Origin of the sequence: Streptomyces sp. NPDC017943 (assembly GCF_044328425.1) — a bacterium.
GTDB classification, from domain to species: Bacteria; Actinomycetota; Actinomycetes; order Streptomycetales; family Streptomycetaceae; genus Streptomyces; species Streptomyces djakartensis_A.
The window spans coordinates 79494-94558 of record NZ_JBIRHH010000004.1; the positions used below are offsets into that span (position 1 = coordinate 79494).

At 72.6% G+C, this 15065-nt stretch carries 14 protein-coding genes; 5 read left to right on the forward strand and 9 right to left on the reverse strand.

Going from position 1 to position 15065, the window contains the following annotated elements:
- Window positions 1-35: 35 nt before the first annotated feature.
- Together ACH4C6_RS13815 and dacB are read right to left on the reverse strand one after the other, a co-directional pair.
- Window positions 36-1160, reverse strand: coding sequence for a zinc-dependent metalloprotease (locus ACH4C6_RS13815; protein ID WP_398108796.1), 1125 nt, complete (start codon window positions 1158-1160; stop codon window positions 36-38).
- 97 nt (window positions 1161-1257) lie between these two features.
- A complete protein-coding gene (gene dacB / locus ACH4C6_RS13820) occupies window positions 1258-2835 on the reverse strand; it encodes a D-alanyl-D-alanine carboxypeptidase/D-alanyl-D-alanine-endopeptidase (protein ID WP_398108797.1) in 1578 nt (525 codons plus the stop codon).
- Between the two features lie 79 nt (window positions 2836-2914).
- Here dacB and ACH4C6_RS13825 point away from each other — a divergent pair, with 79 nt between their 5' ends.
- Complete coding sequence (locus ACH4C6_RS13825; RefSeq protein WP_369198837.1) at window positions 2915-3406, forward strand: inorganic diphosphatase; 492 nt, start codon at window positions 2915-2917, stop codon at window positions 3404-3406.
- Between the two features lie 117 nt (window positions 3407-3523).
- The gene (locus tag ACH4C6_RS13830; protein WP_398109337.1) at window positions 3524-5221 is read left to right on the forward strand and encodes a threonine/serine exporter ThrE family protein; all 1698 of its coding nucleotides are present in this window, start codon (window positions 3524-3526) and stop codon (window positions 5219-5221) included.
- 60 nt (window positions 5222-5281) lie between these two features.
- Here the strand turns inward: ACH4C6_RS13830 and ACH4C6_RS13835 are convergent, their stop codons facing one another.
- On the reverse strand, window positions 5282-6259 hold the full coding sequence (locus tag ACH4C6_RS13835) for a VTT domain-containing protein (protein WP_398108798.1): 978 nt from the start codon (window positions 6257-6259) through the stop codon (window positions 5282-5284).
- A 134-nt stretch (window positions 6260-6393) separates the two neighbouring features.
- On the opposite strand from ACH4C6_RS13835, the gene ACH4C6_RS13840 reads away from it, so the two are divergent.
- Window positions 6394-6759, forward strand: a complete 366-nt coding sequence (locus ACH4C6_RS13840) for a YbjQ family protein (protein ID WP_376328045.1) — start codon at window positions 6394-6396, stop codon at window positions 6757-6759.
- A 19-nt stretch (window positions 6760-6778) separates the two neighbouring features.
- Here ACH4C6_RS13840 and ACH4C6_RS13845 read toward each other — a convergent pair whose 3' ends face one another.
- Window positions 6779-7549, reverse strand: coding sequence for a MerR family transcriptional regulator (locus ACH4C6_RS13845; protein WP_398108799.1), 771 nt, complete (start codon window positions 7547-7549; stop codon window positions 6779-6781).
- Between the two features lie 102 nt (window positions 7550-7651).
- On the opposite strand from ACH4C6_RS13845, the gene ACH4C6_RS13850 reads away from it, so the two are divergent.
- Window positions 7652-8938: an ion channel protein gene (locus ACH4C6_RS13850; protein ID WP_398108800.1), complete on the forward strand. Its 1287-nt coding sequence runs from the start codon at window positions 7652-7654 to the stop codon at window positions 8936-8938.
- Between the two features lie 49 nt (window positions 8939-8987).
- Window positions 8988-10394 carry a glutamate decarboxylase gene (locus ACH4C6_RS13855; protein WP_398108801.1) on the forward strand — a complete coding sequence of 469 codons (1407 nt, stop codon included), beginning with the start codon at window positions 8988-8990 and terminating at the stop codon, window positions 10392-10394.
- 34 nt (window positions 10395-10428) lie between these two features.
- Here the strand turns inward: ACH4C6_RS13855 and ACH4C6_RS13860 are convergent, their stop codons facing one another.
- From ACH4C6_RS13860 to ACH4C6_RS13880, 5 genes are all read right to left on the reverse strand, one after another.
- Complete coding sequence (locus ACH4C6_RS13860) at window positions 10429-11190, reverse strand: ABC transporter permease (protein WP_398108802.1); 762 nt, start codon at window positions 11188-11190, stop codon at window positions 10429-10431.
- A complete protein-coding gene (locus ACH4C6_RS13865) occupies window positions 11187-12137 on the reverse strand; it encodes an ATP-binding cassette domain-containing protein (protein ID WP_398108803.1) in 951 nt (316 codons plus the stop codon). The genes ACH4C6_RS13860 and ACH4C6_RS13865 overlap by 4 nt, the downstream gene beginning before the upstream one ends.
- Window positions 12138-12210: 73 nt before the next feature.
- On the reverse strand, window positions 12211-12852 hold the full coding sequence (locus ACH4C6_RS13870) for a PadR family transcriptional regulator (RefSeq protein ID WP_369198437.1): 642 nt from the start codon (window positions 12850-12852) through the stop codon (window positions 12211-12213).
- A 24-nt stretch (window positions 12853-12876) separates the two neighbouring features.
- Window positions 12877-13425: a DinB family protein gene (locus ACH4C6_RS13875; RefSeq protein WP_398108804.1), complete on the reverse strand. Its 549-nt coding sequence runs from the start codon at window positions 13423-13425 to the stop codon at window positions 12877-12879.
- A 113-nt stretch (window positions 13426-13538) separates the two neighbouring features.
- Window positions 13539-15002, reverse strand: a complete 1464-nt coding sequence (locus ACH4C6_RS13880) for an aldehyde dehydrogenase family protein (RefSeq protein WP_398108805.1) — start codon at window positions 15000-15002, stop codon at window positions 13539-13541.
- Window positions 15003-15065 lie beyond the last annotated feature (63 nt).

Below are 15065 nucleotides of genomic sequence, written 5' to 3' on the forward strand. Positions count from 1 at the left end.
GCGGGCTCTCCTTCACGACCTGGACGTCCCGTTCACTACTCGGCCTTGCGGTGCACCCGCGTGACCCAGTCCGCCGGTTTGGCGATCTCCGCCTTGGTGGGGAGGGTGTTGGGCGAGGTCCACACGCGGTTGAAGCCGTCCATGCCGACCTCGTCGACGACGGCCCGCACGAACCGCTCGCCGTCGCGGTACTGGCGGAGCTTGGCGTCCAGGCCGAGCAGCTTGCGCAGGGCGAGGTCGAGGCGGGAGGCGCCCTTGGCGCGGCGCTGCTGGAACTTCTCCCTGATCTCGCCGACGGAGGGGACCACGGACGGGCCGACGCCGTCCATCACGAAGTCCGCGTGCCCCTCCAGCAGGGACATCACGGCCGTGAGGCGGCCGAGGATCTCGCGCTGGGCGGGGGTCTGCACGATCTCCACGAGGGAGCGGCCGCCGTCGTCCTCCTCGGCCTCGGGGCGGCCCCCGGCGAGGCTCTGCGCGGCCTCGCGGACCCGTTCCAGAACGGTCATGGGGTCGACGTCGGTCTCCGCGAGGAACGCCTGGACCTCGCCCTCGAGGTGGTCGCGCAGCCAGGGCACGGCGGTGAACTGCGTGCGGTGGGTCTCCTCGTGCAGGCACACCCAGAGCCGGAAGTCGTGCGGGTCGACGTCGAGTTCGCGCTCGACGTGGACGATGTTCGGGGCGACGAGCAGGAGCCGGCCGCCGCCGCTGCCGCCGGGGAGTTCGCGGGACGCGGGGGCGAAGGTCTCGTACTGGCCGAGGACACGGGAGGCCAGGAAGGACAGCAGCATGCCGAGTTCGACGCCGGTGACCTTGCCGCCGACGGCGCCCATGACCGCGCTGCCCGTGCTGCTGCCGCGCCGCTCCTGCATCTTGTCCAGCAGGGGCCTGAGGATCTCCCGGAAGCCGGCGACGTTCGCGCGCACCCAGCCCGGCCGGTCGACGACGAGGACGGGGGTGTCGTGCCCCTCCTCGGTGCCGAGCCGGGTGAAGCCGCGGACGTGTTCCTCCGAGGCCTTGGCGTGCCGGCGCAGCTCCGCGACGACGGCCCTCGCCTCGTCGCGGCTCACCTCGGGGCCCGGCCGTACGAGCCGGGTCGCGGTCGCCACCGCGAGATTCCAGTCGACCATGCCGGTTGAAGCACCACCGATGCTCGTCATGCGTCAACCGTACGTGAGCGCCGCCCGGTGGGGCAGGGCGGCGAGGGGCGGCCGCTCCCGGGAGGCGGCGTCACGCGCCCGCCCGGGGCCCGTCCCGTCACCCGCAGCCGCAGTCCGCGAGGGCGCTGGCCACCCGGTCGAGGGCCTTCTGGGTCACCGCCGGCTCGATGCCCTCCGTGCCCGTGGTCATGAAGGCGAAGGCCAGCAGGCGGCCCTCCTCGTCGACCAGGGTGCCCGCGAGGGCGTTGACGCCGCTCAGGGTGCCCGTCTTGGCGCGGACCACGCCGGACGCCCCGTCCCTGTAGCGGGAGGTCAGGGTGCCGGTGAAGCCGGCGACGGGCAGGCCGGTGAGGGCGGGGCGGAGTTCGGGGTGGGACGGGTCGGCCGCCTTGGCGAGCAGCGCGGTGAGCAGGCCGGGCGTGAGGCGGTCGGCGCGGTCGAGGCCGCTGCCGTCCTTGAAGGCCGCGCCCTTCACGGGCAGGCCGAGTGCGCGCAGCCGGGCGCTGATCGCCTTGTCGGCGCCGGCGAAGTCGGCCGGGTGGCCGGTGGCGATCGCGGTCTGGCGGGCCAGGGCCTCGGCGAGGTCGTTGTCGCTGTGGGTGAGCATGCGCTCGACGAGGGCCGACAGCGGCGGTGAGGAGACCTTGGCGAGGGGCTCGGCGCGGGTGGTGGCCTTGGAGGGGCCGGGGGCGGTGGTCTTGACGCCGTAGGACTTCAGGAGGTCGCCGAAGGTGCGGGCCGCGTCGGCGGCCGGGTCCGGCACCCGCTCGATCGGGCCGCTCGTCGAGTCGTCGGGGCGGCCCTCGTCGGCCATCAGCGGGGTGACCCGGGCGAGGTTGTCGTTCTTGCCGATCGGGTGCCGGTCGGTGCCGGTGTAGAGGGTGGTGTCGTAGGAGAGGGTGACCTCGCGGATGCCGCGGTCGGCGAGGGCCGCGGCGGTGTTCTGGGCGAGGTCGCGCAGGCTGGCCTGGCCGTGGGCCTTCTCGCGGGCCGTGAGGGTGGGGTCGCCGCCGCCGACGAGGACTACTTCTTTCGTGTCGGGTTCCAGCGCGGCCCGGGTGGTGAGCCGGTGGTCGGGGCCCATGGCGGACAGCGCGGCGACGGCCGTGGCGATCTTCGTCGTGGAGGCGGGGGTGGACGCGGCGTCGGGGTTCTTGCCGAACAGGCGCCTGCCGGTGGTGACGTCGACGACGGCCGCGGCGGGCCGGGGGCCGAGCGCCGGGTCCGCGAGGAGGGGTGTGAGGGCGTCGGCGAGGGCCTTGCCGTCCGGGCCGGACCGTACGGTGCTCACGCCGCCGAGACCGGTCAGCACCGGACCGGCGCTGGGCGCGGGGCGGGGGCGGCCGGGCGCGCCGGCGGCGCTGCCGTGATCTGCGCCACCCGGGCGGTGCAGGGCCACGGCCCGGTGCCGCTCCGCCGTACGCTGACCCGAGGAGTCCCAGGGACCTGCGGCGGTCACCACACCGGCTGCCAGGGCGAGCCCGGCGGTCGCGGCCCCCGCGGTGTAGCCCCAGGTCTTCGGCCGCACGACCTGCGGTTCCCCGGCTCCACGGAGCCGGGCGAGCCGGGGTCGCACGGTCGCAGCGGCCCGGGCCAGGCGTGGTCGTACGGCGGCCGCGATCCGCACGACGTGCGGTCCCGCGGCCCGCCAAGGCCTCAGCTCTGGCACGACCACCAGCCCCTTTCGCGATCACACACCTGCGTGAGGGACACTTAATCACCAGAACTATGTGTTGATCATGGAGGAGCCACCGGTGGAGTTCGACGTCACGATCGAGATTCCGAAGGGTTCGCGGAACAAGTACGAGGTGGACCACGAGACCGGTCGTATCCGCCTGGACCGCCGCCTCTTCACCTCGACCAGCTACCCGGCCGACTACGGCTTCGTCGAGAACACGCTCGGCGAGGACGGCGACCCGCTGGACGCGCTGGTCATCCTGGACGAGCCGACGTTCCCCGGCTGCCTCATCCAGTGCCGCGCGATCGGCATGTTCCGCATGACCGACGAGGCCGGCGGCGACGACAAGCTGCTGTGCGTCCCGGCGCACGACCCGCGTGTGGAGCACCTGCGGGACATCCACCACGTGTCGGAGTTCGACCGCCTGGAGATCCAGCACTTCTTCGAGGTCTACAAGGACCTGGAGCCGGGCAAGTCGGTCGAGGGCGCCAACTGGGTGGGCCGTACGGACGCCGAGGCGGAGATCGAGCGGTCCTACAAGCGCTTCAAGGAGTCGGGCGGTCACTGAACTTCCCGCTGATGCCCACGGGCCGCACGCCTGCGCGTGCGGCCCGTCGGCCTGTATGTGCGCATACTGAGGCCAGGGGGTACTGAGGCTGACGTGTCGTACGAGGAGCGCCAGGCAGTGACGGACGCGGAGGACCGCAAGCCGACGTCGGACGAGGCGAGGAGTGCCTTCCAGCCTCCTGCCCAGACGGTCGTCGACGGGGACATGTCGACGACGTCGGAGTTCGCGATCCCCGACGGGCTGGCCGTTCCCAGAGCGACGGTCTCGGAGTCCGAGACCACCTCCGAGTTCTCCGTGCCGGACGGGCTGGACGTGCAGCCGGCGCACCCCGCGGAGCACGAGGGCTCGGCGTTCACCCCGCCGAGCACCTACAGCAGCAAGCACGCGCCCACGGCCTTCACCCCGCCCAACGGCATCCCCCAGGTCAGCCTGACCAAGGACGTGCCGTGGCAGGACCGGATGCGCACGATGCTGCGCATGCCGGTGGCGGAGCGGCCCGCGCCGGAGACCGCGCACCGCGGCGGCGACGAGAGCGGGCCGGCGGTGCCGCGCGTGCTCGACCTGACGCTGCGTATCGGCGAGTTGCTGCTGGCGGGCGGTGAGGGCGCCGAGGACGTGGAGGCGGCGATGTTCGCCGTCTGCCGGTCCTACGGGCTGGACCGCTGCGAGCCCAACGTGACGTTCACGCTGCTGGCGATCTCCTACCAGCCGTCCCTGGTCGACGACCCGGTCACGGCGTCGCGGACCGTGCGCCGCCGGGGCACCGACTACACCCGGCTGGCGGCCGTGTACCAGTTGGTGGACGACCTCAGCGACGACGAGACGGCGGTCTCGCTGGAGGAGGCCTACCGGCGGCTCGCGGAGATCCGCCGCAACCGGCACCCGTATCCCGGCTGGGCCCTGACGGGGGCGAGCGGTCTGCTGGCGGGCGCGGCCTCCGTCCTGGTGGGCGGTGACGTGATCGTGTTCGTCGCGGCGGCGCTGGGCGCCATGCTGGGCGACCGGCTGGCGTGGCTGTGCGCGGGGCGCGGGCTGCCGGAGTTCTACCAGTTCACGGTCGCGGCGATGCCGCCGGCCGCGATCGGGGTCGCGCTGACGCTCGGTCATGTCGACGTGAAGGCCTCGGCGGTGATCACCGGTGGGCTGTTCGCGCTGCTGCCCGGGCGGGCCCTGGTGGCGGGTGTGCAGGACGGCCTGACCGGTTTCTACATCACGGCCTCCGCCCGTCTGCTGGAGGTCCTGTACTTCTTCGTGGGCATCGTCGCCGGGGTGCTGCTGGTGCTGTACTTCGGCGTGCAGCTCGGGGCGCGGCTCAACCCGGACCAGGCGCTCGGCGCCTCCGACGACCCGGTCATGATGATCGCCGCGTCGATGCTGCTGTCGCTGGCGTTCGCGGTGCTGCTCCAGCAGGAACGCTCCACCGTGGTCTGGGTGACGCTGAACGGGGGTGTCGCCTGGGTCGTGTACGGCGCGATGCACTACGTCGGGGACATCTCACCGGTGGCGTCCACGGCCGCGGCCGCGGGGCTGGTGGGGCTGTTCGGGCAGTTGCTGTCCCGCTACCGGTTCGCGTCGGCCCTGCCGTACACGACCGCCGCGATCGGGCCGCTGCTGCCCGGTTCCGCCACGTACTTCGGGCTGCTGGCGATCGCGCAGAGCGAGGTGGACGCGGGGCTGGTGTCGCTGTCGAAGGCGGTGGCCCTGGCCATGGCCATCGCCATCGGCGTCAATCTGGGGTCCGAGATCTCGCGGATGTTCCTGCGGATCGGGTCGGCGGAGAAGCGGCGCGCGGCGAAGCGCACCAGGGGGTTCTAGGGCCGGGCGCCCACCGGCTCCCGGCCGGGGCTCCGGCGGCCGCCGGAGCCCCGCGGCCGCTCAGTAGCCGTTGCCGTACGGGTCCTGCTGCCCGCCGCCCTGCCGGCTGCCGTAGGGCTGCTGCGTGCCGTACGGCTGCTGGGTCCCGTAGGGCTGCTGGGTGCCGTAGGGCTGCTGCGTGCCGTAGGGCTGCTGGGTCCCGTACGGCTGCTGGGCGCCGTAGCCCGGGTTCGGGGCCTGCGGGTACTGGCTCTGGTACTGCTGGTCCTGATGGCCGTTCCGGTCGCCGTGGGGGGGCTGCTGCTGCGGGTGGCGGTGGGGCGGCCGGTCGTCGGGCGTGATGCGGCGCAGCTGGGTCGTCGCGTCGTCCATGGCCGGGGGCTGCTGGTGCCGCTCCTGGGGGGCCGGCGCCGCGGCGCGCTTCTTCTTCGAGCGCTCGCGCAGGTACTCGATGATGATCGGGACGAGGGAGAGCAGGACGATCAGGACGAGGATCGCCTCGACGTTCTTCTTGATGAAGCCGATCTGGCCCAGCCAGAAGCCCGCGAGGGTGACGCCGGTGCCCCAGGCGATGCCGCCGACGACGTTGTACGTCAGGAACGTGCGGTACTTCATGCGGCCGGCGCCGGCGACGATGGGCGCGAACGTGCGCACGATGGGCACGAAGCGGGCCAGGACGATCGCCTTGGGCCCGAACTTCTCCATGAACTCGTGGGCCTTGTCCAGGTTCTCCTGCTTGAAGAGCTTGGAGTTGGGCCGGCTGAACAGCTTCGGCCCGAGGAACTTGCCGATCATGTAGCCCACTTGGTCGCCGAGGACGGCGGCGAGCACGATCAGGGTGCAGACCAGCCACAGCGGCTGGCTGATGTACGTGCCCTCGGCGACGAAGAGACCCGCCGTGAACAGCAGGGAGTCGCCCGGCAGGAACGCGAAGAGGCCGGACTCCGCGAAGACGATGAGCAGGATGCCGGGCAGGCTGAACGTGGAGATCAGGTGCTCCGGGCTGAGCCACTCGGGGCCGAGCGCAAGCGTGGTCACGGGGATGTGGCTCCTGCTGCTGTGGGGTACGGGCTGGGGCTGACTGCCTCAACGTATCAACGCAGCCGTCACGACCCAGGTTCCATGGGGGTTATCAGGATGCACTGTGGCCCGTCCCGGGCAAAGCTGTGGACATGGGCATCGACGAATACGGCGGTGGACAGGGCCCCCAGCCCGACGTCCTCGTCGTCACCACGAACGACGTACCCGGCTACCGCGTGCAGGAGGTGCTCGGGGAGGTCTTCGGCCTCACCGTGCGCTCCCGGCACATCGGCAGCCAGATCGGCGCCGGGCTGAAGTCGATGGTCGGCGGCGAGCTGCGCGGCCTGACCAAGACGCTCGTGCAGACCCGCAACCAGGCCATGGAACGGCTCGTGGAGCAGGCACGCGCGCGTGGGGCCAACGGCGTGCTCGCGTTCCGCTTCGACGTGACCGAGGCGGCGGACGTCGGCACGGAGGTGTGCGCCTACGGCACGGCGGTGGTCCTGACCCGGGAGTGAGCCACCCCCGGGCCGGGGATCAGCCGGTGTGCCGGTCCGCGTTCGCGGCGATGGCCTCCTTGAGGTGTGCGGCGAGGCCGGGGCGGATCGCGTCGTAGAACGCGGTGAAGCGCTCGTCGGCGACGTACATCTCGCCCAGGCAGCGGTGCAGCTCGTGGGAGCACGCGTAGAACCACGTGCAGATGTGCTGCCGGTGCTCCTCGGCGAGGTCCATGGCCGCCTCACCGGTGGGGGCCCCGCCGGCCGCGACCAGGGCGGCGTAGCGTTCTCCCCAGTCGGCGGCGTCGGCCTGGATGCGCGTCCAGTCGTCCTTGGTGTAGCGGGCGACGCGGCGCTGCGACTCGGCGTACTCCGTCGTGCCGCCCCAGCGCCGGCGCACCTCCTCGTCGTACTGCTCGGGGTCGTGGTCCCCGAAGACCTCGAACTTCTCCTCGGGCGTGAGGTCGATTCCCATCGTGCGTGCCTCCATGGCGTGCTCCACGGCCGCCGCCATCTTGCGCAGCTTCTCGATCCGGGCGGTCAGCAGGTCGTGCTGCCGGCGCAGGTGTGCGCGCGGGTCTGCTTTTCCGGTGGCCTGATCGTCGAGCAGGGCGGCGACCTCGTCGAGCGGGAAGCCGAGCTCCCGGTAGAACAGGATCTGCTGCAGCCGGTCGAGGTCGGCGTCGGCGTAGCGCCGGTGACCCGCGTGGCTGCGTTCGCTCGGGACGAGCAGGCCGATGTCGTCGTAGTGGTGCAGCGTGCGCACCGTGACGCCGGCGAAGCCCGCGACCTGTCCCACGGAGTAGCTCACTTCCGCTCCCTTCTTCTTCCGTGCTCCACGGTCGGGCCTCACGCGACGTGAGGTGCAAGCGTGTTTCCTGTTTGTCCGGGTTGATCCGTTTATCGTGTGCCCGTGGTCCAGGACACCGAGCCGCAGGCGCCCTCCGTCACCCCGGCGACCCCCGCTCGCGCCCTGCTGCCGTCGATCGTGCCCGCCGTGGCCGTCGGTGTCCTGTCCAGCCTGGTGCTGGTGGGCGTGGAGGTCGCCGCCGAGCAGCTGGAGCACGTGCTCTGGGGGCCCCTGCCGGACGCACTGGGCATCGGCCGGTACTCGGTGGCCTGGATGTTCGTGATGCTCGTCGCCACCGGGATCGCCGTCGGGCTCGTGGTGTGGCGGATGCCCGGGCACGCCGGCCCCGACCCGGCCACCGTGGGGCTGGACGCCCCGGTCCTGCCGCCCGTGGTGCTGCCGGGACTGGTGCTGGCGACCGCGCTGATGCTGGCCGGCGGGCCGAGCCTCGGCCCGGAGAACCCGATCATCGCCGTCAACGTCGGCCTGGCGGTGTGGCTGGGCGGCCGGGCCGTGCCGCGGGCGCCGGGCCGGATCTGGCCGGCGCTGGCCGAGGCGGCGACCATCGGCGCGCTGTTCGGCACCCCCGTGGCCGCCGCCCTGGTGATCTCCGAGGTGCTGGCCGGGCAGAAGACGCGCGGCCTGCTCTGGGACAACCTGTTCGCGCCGCTGACCGCCGCCGCGGCCGGCTCCCTGACCGTCTCCCTCATCGACCGCCCGAGCTTCGACCTCGGCCTGCCGCCCCTCGGGCGCCCCGGCTGGGCCGATCTGGCGGCGGCCGTCGTGGTCGCCTCGGCCGGCGCGCTGCTCACCCTCTGCGCCGTCTACGCGTTCCCCCACGTCCACGCGGCCTTCCGCCGGCTGCGGCACCCGATGCTCATGCTCCCGGCGGGCGGGGCGGTGCTCGGCGCCCTGGCGGCGCTCGGCGGCCATCTGACGCTGTTCAAGGGGCTGGACGAGATCGCCGTGCTGGCGCGGGACCCCGGGGCCCGCGGTGCCGGGGAGTACGCCGTCCTGACGGTCGTGAAGCTGGCCGCGCTGCTCGTCGCCGCCTCCTGCGGCTTCCGCGGCGGGCGCATCTTCCCGGCCGTGTTCGTCGGCACCGCCCTCGGCCTGGGCGCCCACGCCCTCGTCGACGGGGTGCACCCCTCGGTCGGGGTGTCCGCCGCGGTGCTCGGCGTACTGCTGGCGATCACCCGGCAGGGCTGGGTCAGCCTCTTCGTCGCCGCGGTGCTGGTCGCCTCCCCGTCGATCCTCCCCCTGCTGTGCATCGCCTCCCTGCCGGCCTGGCTGCTGCTCACGGGCCGGCCGCAGATGCAGCTGCGCGAGGACGGCTCCCCGGTCCGCTGAAGCCCCCTACACACCCACCCCCGTCGCCACCCAGCCCTTGGAGGCACCCGTGCCGCTCCACGAAGGTCCCCGCCGCTCCGGCGAGCACCGCATGTCCGTGAACCCGTTCTACGGCCCCGCCAACCCGGTCGGCGACATGGCCGAGGCCCCGCCCACCCACCGGCTCCCGGACCAGCCGATGGCCCCGGCGACCGCCCACCAGCTGGTGCGCGACGAGCTGATGCTCGACGGCAACGCGCGGCTGAACCTCGCCACCTTCGTCACCACCTGGATGGAGCCGGAGGCGGGGCTGCTGATGGCGGAGTGCCGGGACAAGAACATGATCGACAAGGACGAGTACCCGCGCACGGCCGAGCTGGAGCGGCGCTGCGTGGCGATGCTCGCCGACCTGTGGAACGCGCCCGACCCGGCCGCCGCGGTGGGCTGCTCCACGACCGGGTCGAGCGAGGCCTGCATGCTCGCCGGCATGGCCCTGAAGCGGCGCTGGGCGAAGCGCAACGCCGACCGCTACCCGGGGGCCCGGCCCAATCTGGTGATGGGCGTGAACGTGCAGGTCTGCTGGGAGAAGTTCTGCAACTTCTGGGAGGTGGAGGCGCGGCTGGTCCCCATGGAGGGCGAGCGCTACCACCTGGACCCGCAGGCGGCGGCCGAGCTGTGCGACGAGAACACCATCGGGGTCGTGGGCATCCTCGGCTCCACCTTCGACGGGTCCTACGAGCCGGTCGCCGACCTGTGCGCCGCGCTGGACGCGCTGCAGGAGCGCACCGGGCTCGACGTCCCCGTGCACGTCGACGGGGCGTCCGGCGCGATGGTCGCGCCCTTCCTCGACGAGGACCTGGTGTGGGACTTCCGGCTGCCGCGGGTGGCGTCGATCAACACCTCGGGACACAAGTACGGCCTGGTCTACCCGGGCGTCGGCTGGGCGCTGTGGCGGGACGCCGAGGCGCTGCCGGAGGAGCTGGTGTTCCGGGTGAACTACCTGGGCGGTGACATGCCGACGTTCGCGCTGAACTTCTCGCGGCCCGGCGCCCAGGTCGTGGCGCAGTACTACACGTTCCTGCGGCTGGGCCGGGACGGCTACCGGGCCGTGCAGCAGGCCGCGCGGGACGTGGCCACCGCGCTGGCCGCCCGGATCGAGGCACTCGGCGACTTCCGGCTGCTGACCCGGGGCGACCAGTTGCCCGTGTTCGCCTTCACGACCGCGCCGGACGTGACGGCGTACGACGTGTTCGACGTGTCGCGGCGGTTGCGCGAGCACGGCTGGCTGGTGCCCGCCTACACCTTCCCGGAGAATCGTCAGGACCTGTCCGTGCTGCGGGTGGTGTGCCGCAACGGGTTCTCCGCCGACCTCGCCGACCTGCTCGCGCAGGACCTGGAGCGGCTGCTGCCCGACCTGCGCCGGCAGCCGCACCCCCTGACGCGGGACAGGGGCGCGGCGACCAGCTTCCACCACTAGGGCCCGGCGTCCGGAGCATCCCGGACGCCGGCGCTCACCGGCTCAGCCGTGCGAACCTGCGCACCGCCAGCGGGAAGAACACCGCCAGCAGGGCCAGGGGCCAGGCGACCGCCGCCCAGACGTGCCCGGACTCCGTGCCGGGGACGCCGAAGAGGTCCCGTACGGCCGTGGCCGTGTGGGACATCGGGTTCCACTCGACGACCGTGCCCAGCCAGCCGGGCATGGAGCCGGGCGCGGCCAGGGCGTTGGACAGGAAGCCGACCGGCCAGACCAGGATCTGCACGGCCTGCACCATCTCCGGCCGGCCGGCCACCAGGGCCAGGTGGATGCCGATCCACAGCATGGCGAAGCGGAACAGCAGCAGCAGGCCCAGGGCGGCGAGGAGGGCCGTCGGGCCGCCGCCGGGCCGCCAGCCGAGGGCCACGCCCACACCGATCAGCACCAGCAGGGCCAGCGCCGACTGGAGCATGTCGGCGGCCGACCGGCCCACCAGCACCGCGCCGTCGGCCATCGGCATCGACCGGAACCGGTCGATCACGCCCTTGTTCAGGTCCTGCGTGACGGCGAGCATCGTGCCCTCCAGGCCGAAGGCCATGGTGAGCGCGAGCATGCCGGGGATCAGGTAGTCGCGGTACTCGCCGCTCACGCCCCGCCCGCCACCGACCAGGTAGCCGAACATGAGCAGGAGCATCACCGGGAAGACCAGGTTGACGGCCAGCTGGACGGGCTGCCGCTGCCAGCGGGCGAGCTCCCGGCGGGTCATGGTCCAGGAGTCGGTCAGGGCGTGCGCGGTCACGCGGCCTCCTTCACTCGGTGGTCGTCCCCGGTCAGGTGCAGGAACACCTCGTCCAGCGTCGGGCGGCGCAGGGCGACGTCCTCCGCCTCGATCCCGGCCTCCCGCAGGGCCCGGACGACGCCGGCCAGGGCCTCCATGCGGTCGGCGACCGGGGCGCTCAGCAGACGGCGGTCGGGGTCGACGGACACGTCGGCGAGGGGCAGCAGGGCGACGGCGGCGCCCAGTTGGCCCGCGTCCCGGAGCACCACGTCGATGCGGTCGCCGCCGGTCTCGGCCTTCAGCTCGTCGGCCGTCCCCTCGGCGATGACCCGCCCGCCGGCGACCACGCTGATCCGGTCGGCGAGCTGATCGGCCTCCTCCAGGTACTGGGTGGTGAGCAGCACCGTCGTCCCGCCGCCTACCAGGGCGCGGACGGACTCCCAGACCTCGGCCCGCCCGCGCGGGTCGAGCCCGGTGGTCGGCTCGTCCAGGAACAGCACCTCCGGTTCGGTGATCAGGGACGCGGCCAGGTCGAGCCGGCGCCGCATGCCCCCGCTGTACTGGCGCACCGGCTTGCGGCCGGTGCCGGCCAGGCCGAAGCGCTCCAGCAGTTCGCCGGCCCGCGCGCGGGCCCCCCGGGCGCCCAGGTGGTGCAGCCGGCCGAACAGCTCCAGGTTCTGCCGGCCGCCGAGCTCCTCGTCGAGCGCGGCGTTCTGCCCGAGCAGGCCGATGCGCAGCCGGACGGCGTACGCCTCGCGGACCGCGTCGTGGCCGGCCACCACGACCCGGCCCGCGTCCGGCCGCAGCAGCGTGGACAGGACCCGGACCAGGGTGGTCTTGCCCGCGCCGTTCGGCCCGAGCACCCCGTGCACCGTGCCGCGCGCGACCGTGAGGCCGAGCCCGTCCAGCGCCTTCTTGTCGCCGTACCTCTTGTGCACGCCTTCCACGGTGATCGCCGCGTCGGCCACTGAGCCTCCCTCGCTAGTCAAACTTGACTACGTGCTCGAAGGTATCCCCGCGCCCGCCATTCGTCAAACTTGATTAGTGGGAATCCCCGGGATGGCGCTCCCCCGTCGCGTACGGGTTCTCCTCGTCTTCGGCCAGCACGCCCACGAACGGGTCGCCCTCGTCGGCGAAGGTGTAGGCGCCGCTCTCGATGCGCTCGATCAGCCCGCGGGTCCACTCGGCCTCGGAGTCGGCCGTGTGGACCCACATGTTCATGATCTCCCCGATGTGGCCGAGCTGCTGGGGCCCCTCCTCGGGCGCGTAGTGCTCCAGGACGGCGGCCCGCCACTGCTCGATGCGCAGCGTCCGCTCCTTCAGCAGGGCCACCGCCTCGGCCCGGGGCAGGTCCACCACGAAGCCGACGGCCGCCGTCTTCACGTCCCCGCGCTGGTCGTAGGTGACCAGCGACTCGCGCAGCAGCCGGAAGTACTCCTCGGTGCCCTGCCCGGTGAGCTCGTACTCCGTGCGCGGCGGGCCGCCGGCCGTGGACGGGGCGACCTCGTGCGCGTGCAGCAGGCCCTGCTTGGCCATCTGCTTCAGCGCGTGGTAGATCGAGCCGGGCTTGGCGCTGGACCACTCGTGGGCGCCCCAGTACTCCAGGTCGTTGCGCACCTGGTAGCCGTGGGCCCGCCCGTGCATGCGGACCGCGCCGAGCACGAGGAGACGGATCGCTGACATGGGGCCAGCGTAGGACGGGCGTGGTCAGCCCCGGGCGCTGCCCTGCTCCCTCGCCACCAGCTCGAAGGCCGTCGCGCCGTCCAGCGACTCCCGGACGATGTCCGCGTGACCGGCGTGCCGGGCCGTCTCGCGGATCAGGTGCAGGCAGAGCCAGCGCATGGAGAGCCGTTCGTCCTTGGGGTTCCAGGACGTCGCCGGCAGCAGGAACGTGTCGTCGAGGGAGGGCACCTCGCGGATGAACGCCTCGGTGTCGGCGGCCACCTTCTCGTAGTACGCGAGCTGCTGCTCCACGGTCTCGTCGCCGACCAGCCGGAAGCACTCGTCCCAGTTCGACTCGTCCCGGTGGACGGCGGGCGGCTCCCCCTTGGCCCGGGCGATCCAGCCCTGCTCGACCTCCGCCACGTGCTTCAGCAGTCCGGCCAGGGACAGCTCGCTCGCACTGGGGCGGGACGCCGCCTGCTCCGGCGTCAGGCCCAGCAGCGCCCGGCGGATGCCGCCGCGCTGCTCGGCGATGAACGACAGCAGCGCTCCGCGCTCGTCGCCGGGTGCCTCCGCGGGAACGTGAGTGACCATGACCGCCGCCTTCCGTCGTGACCGGGGGCCTCTCCCCCTCACACCGACGACGCTACGCACCCTTGCGGTCAGGTGCTGTCCGCAACCGCAACGGCCGTGGGGCCGCTGACGGATCAGAACGGGAAGCCGCTGCGCCCGTGCTGCACCGAGATCCACTTGGTGGTCGTGAAGGCGTCCAGCATCGTCTCGCCGTTGAGGCGGCCGACGCCCGAGGCCTTCTCGCCGCCGAAGGGGACGATCGGCTCGTCGTGCACCGTGCCGTCGTTCACGTGGAACATGCCGGTGTCGATCCGCTGGGCGAACCGCACGCCGCGCTCGACGTTCCCGGTGTGCACGGCGCCGCTCAGGCCGTACGGGCTGTCGTTGACCAGGCGCACGGCCTCCTCCTCGCCGTCGAACGGCACCAGGAAGACGACCGGCCCGAAGACCTCCTGCCGCAGCAGGGCGGAGCCTGCGGGCACGTCGGTCAGCACGGACGGCTCGACGAGGTTGTTCGTCCGCCCGCCGCGGACCAGGGCGGTGGCGCCCTCGGCCAGCGCCTGCTCGACCACGCCCGCGAGCGCCTCGGCCTGCGAGGAGTTGATGACCGGGCCGATGACGGTCTCCGGGTCGCGCGGGTCCCCCGTCTTGAGGCCCTTCACCTTGGCGACGAACTTCTCGGTGAACTCCTCGGCCACCGAGCGGTCGACCAGGACGCGGTTGGCGGCCATGCAGACCTGGCCCTGGTGGACGTACCGGCTGAAGACCGCGGCGTCGACGGCGTAGTCCAGGTCGGCGTCCTCCAGGACCACCAGCGCGCTGTTGCCGCCCAGTTCGAGCACGGACCGCTTGAACTGCCGGGCGCACACGGTGGCGACGTGCCGGCCGACCTGGTCGGAGCCGGTGAAGGAGATGACCTTCGGGACCGGGTGCTCGATGAAGGCGTCCCCGATCTCGGCGATGTCGGTGATGACGACGTTGAGCAGGCCGCCGGGCAGTCCCGCGTCCTCGAAGAGCTTCGCGACCAGAGAGCCGCCGACGATCGGCGTGTTCTGGTGCGGCTTGAGGACCACGGCGTTGCCGAGGGCCAGGGCCGGGGCGACGGACTTGATCGACAGCAGGAAGGGGAAGTTGAACGGGCTGATCACGCCCACCACGCCGACCGGCACCCGGTAGACGCGGTTCTCCTTGCCGTCCACGGGGGAAGGGACGATGCGCCCCGCGGGGGCGAGCGCCAGGTGGACCGCCTCGCGCAGGAACTCCTTGGCCAGGTGCAGCTCGAAGGCGGCCTTCAGACGCGTGCCGCCGAGCTCGGCGACGATGGCATCGGATATCTCGGCCTCGCGCTCCTCGACGAGCCGCAGGGCCTTCTCGAAGACCGCGCGGCGGGCGTAGGGGTTGGTCGCCGCCCACTGCCGCTGGGCGCGGGCGGCGGCCCGGTACGCCTCGTCGACCTCGTCGACCGTGGCGATGGTGATCGACGCCAGCTTCTCGTCGTCGTAGGGATTGAAGTCGATGATGTCCCAGGAGCCGCTGCCCGGGCGCCACTCACCGTCGATGTACTGCTGTGCGAGCTCGGTGAAGCAGGACGACGACATGTGATCCCTCGATCCCTGAGACCTTCGATCGCTTCGCCGCGATCTGATCACGCGTCATCGTAC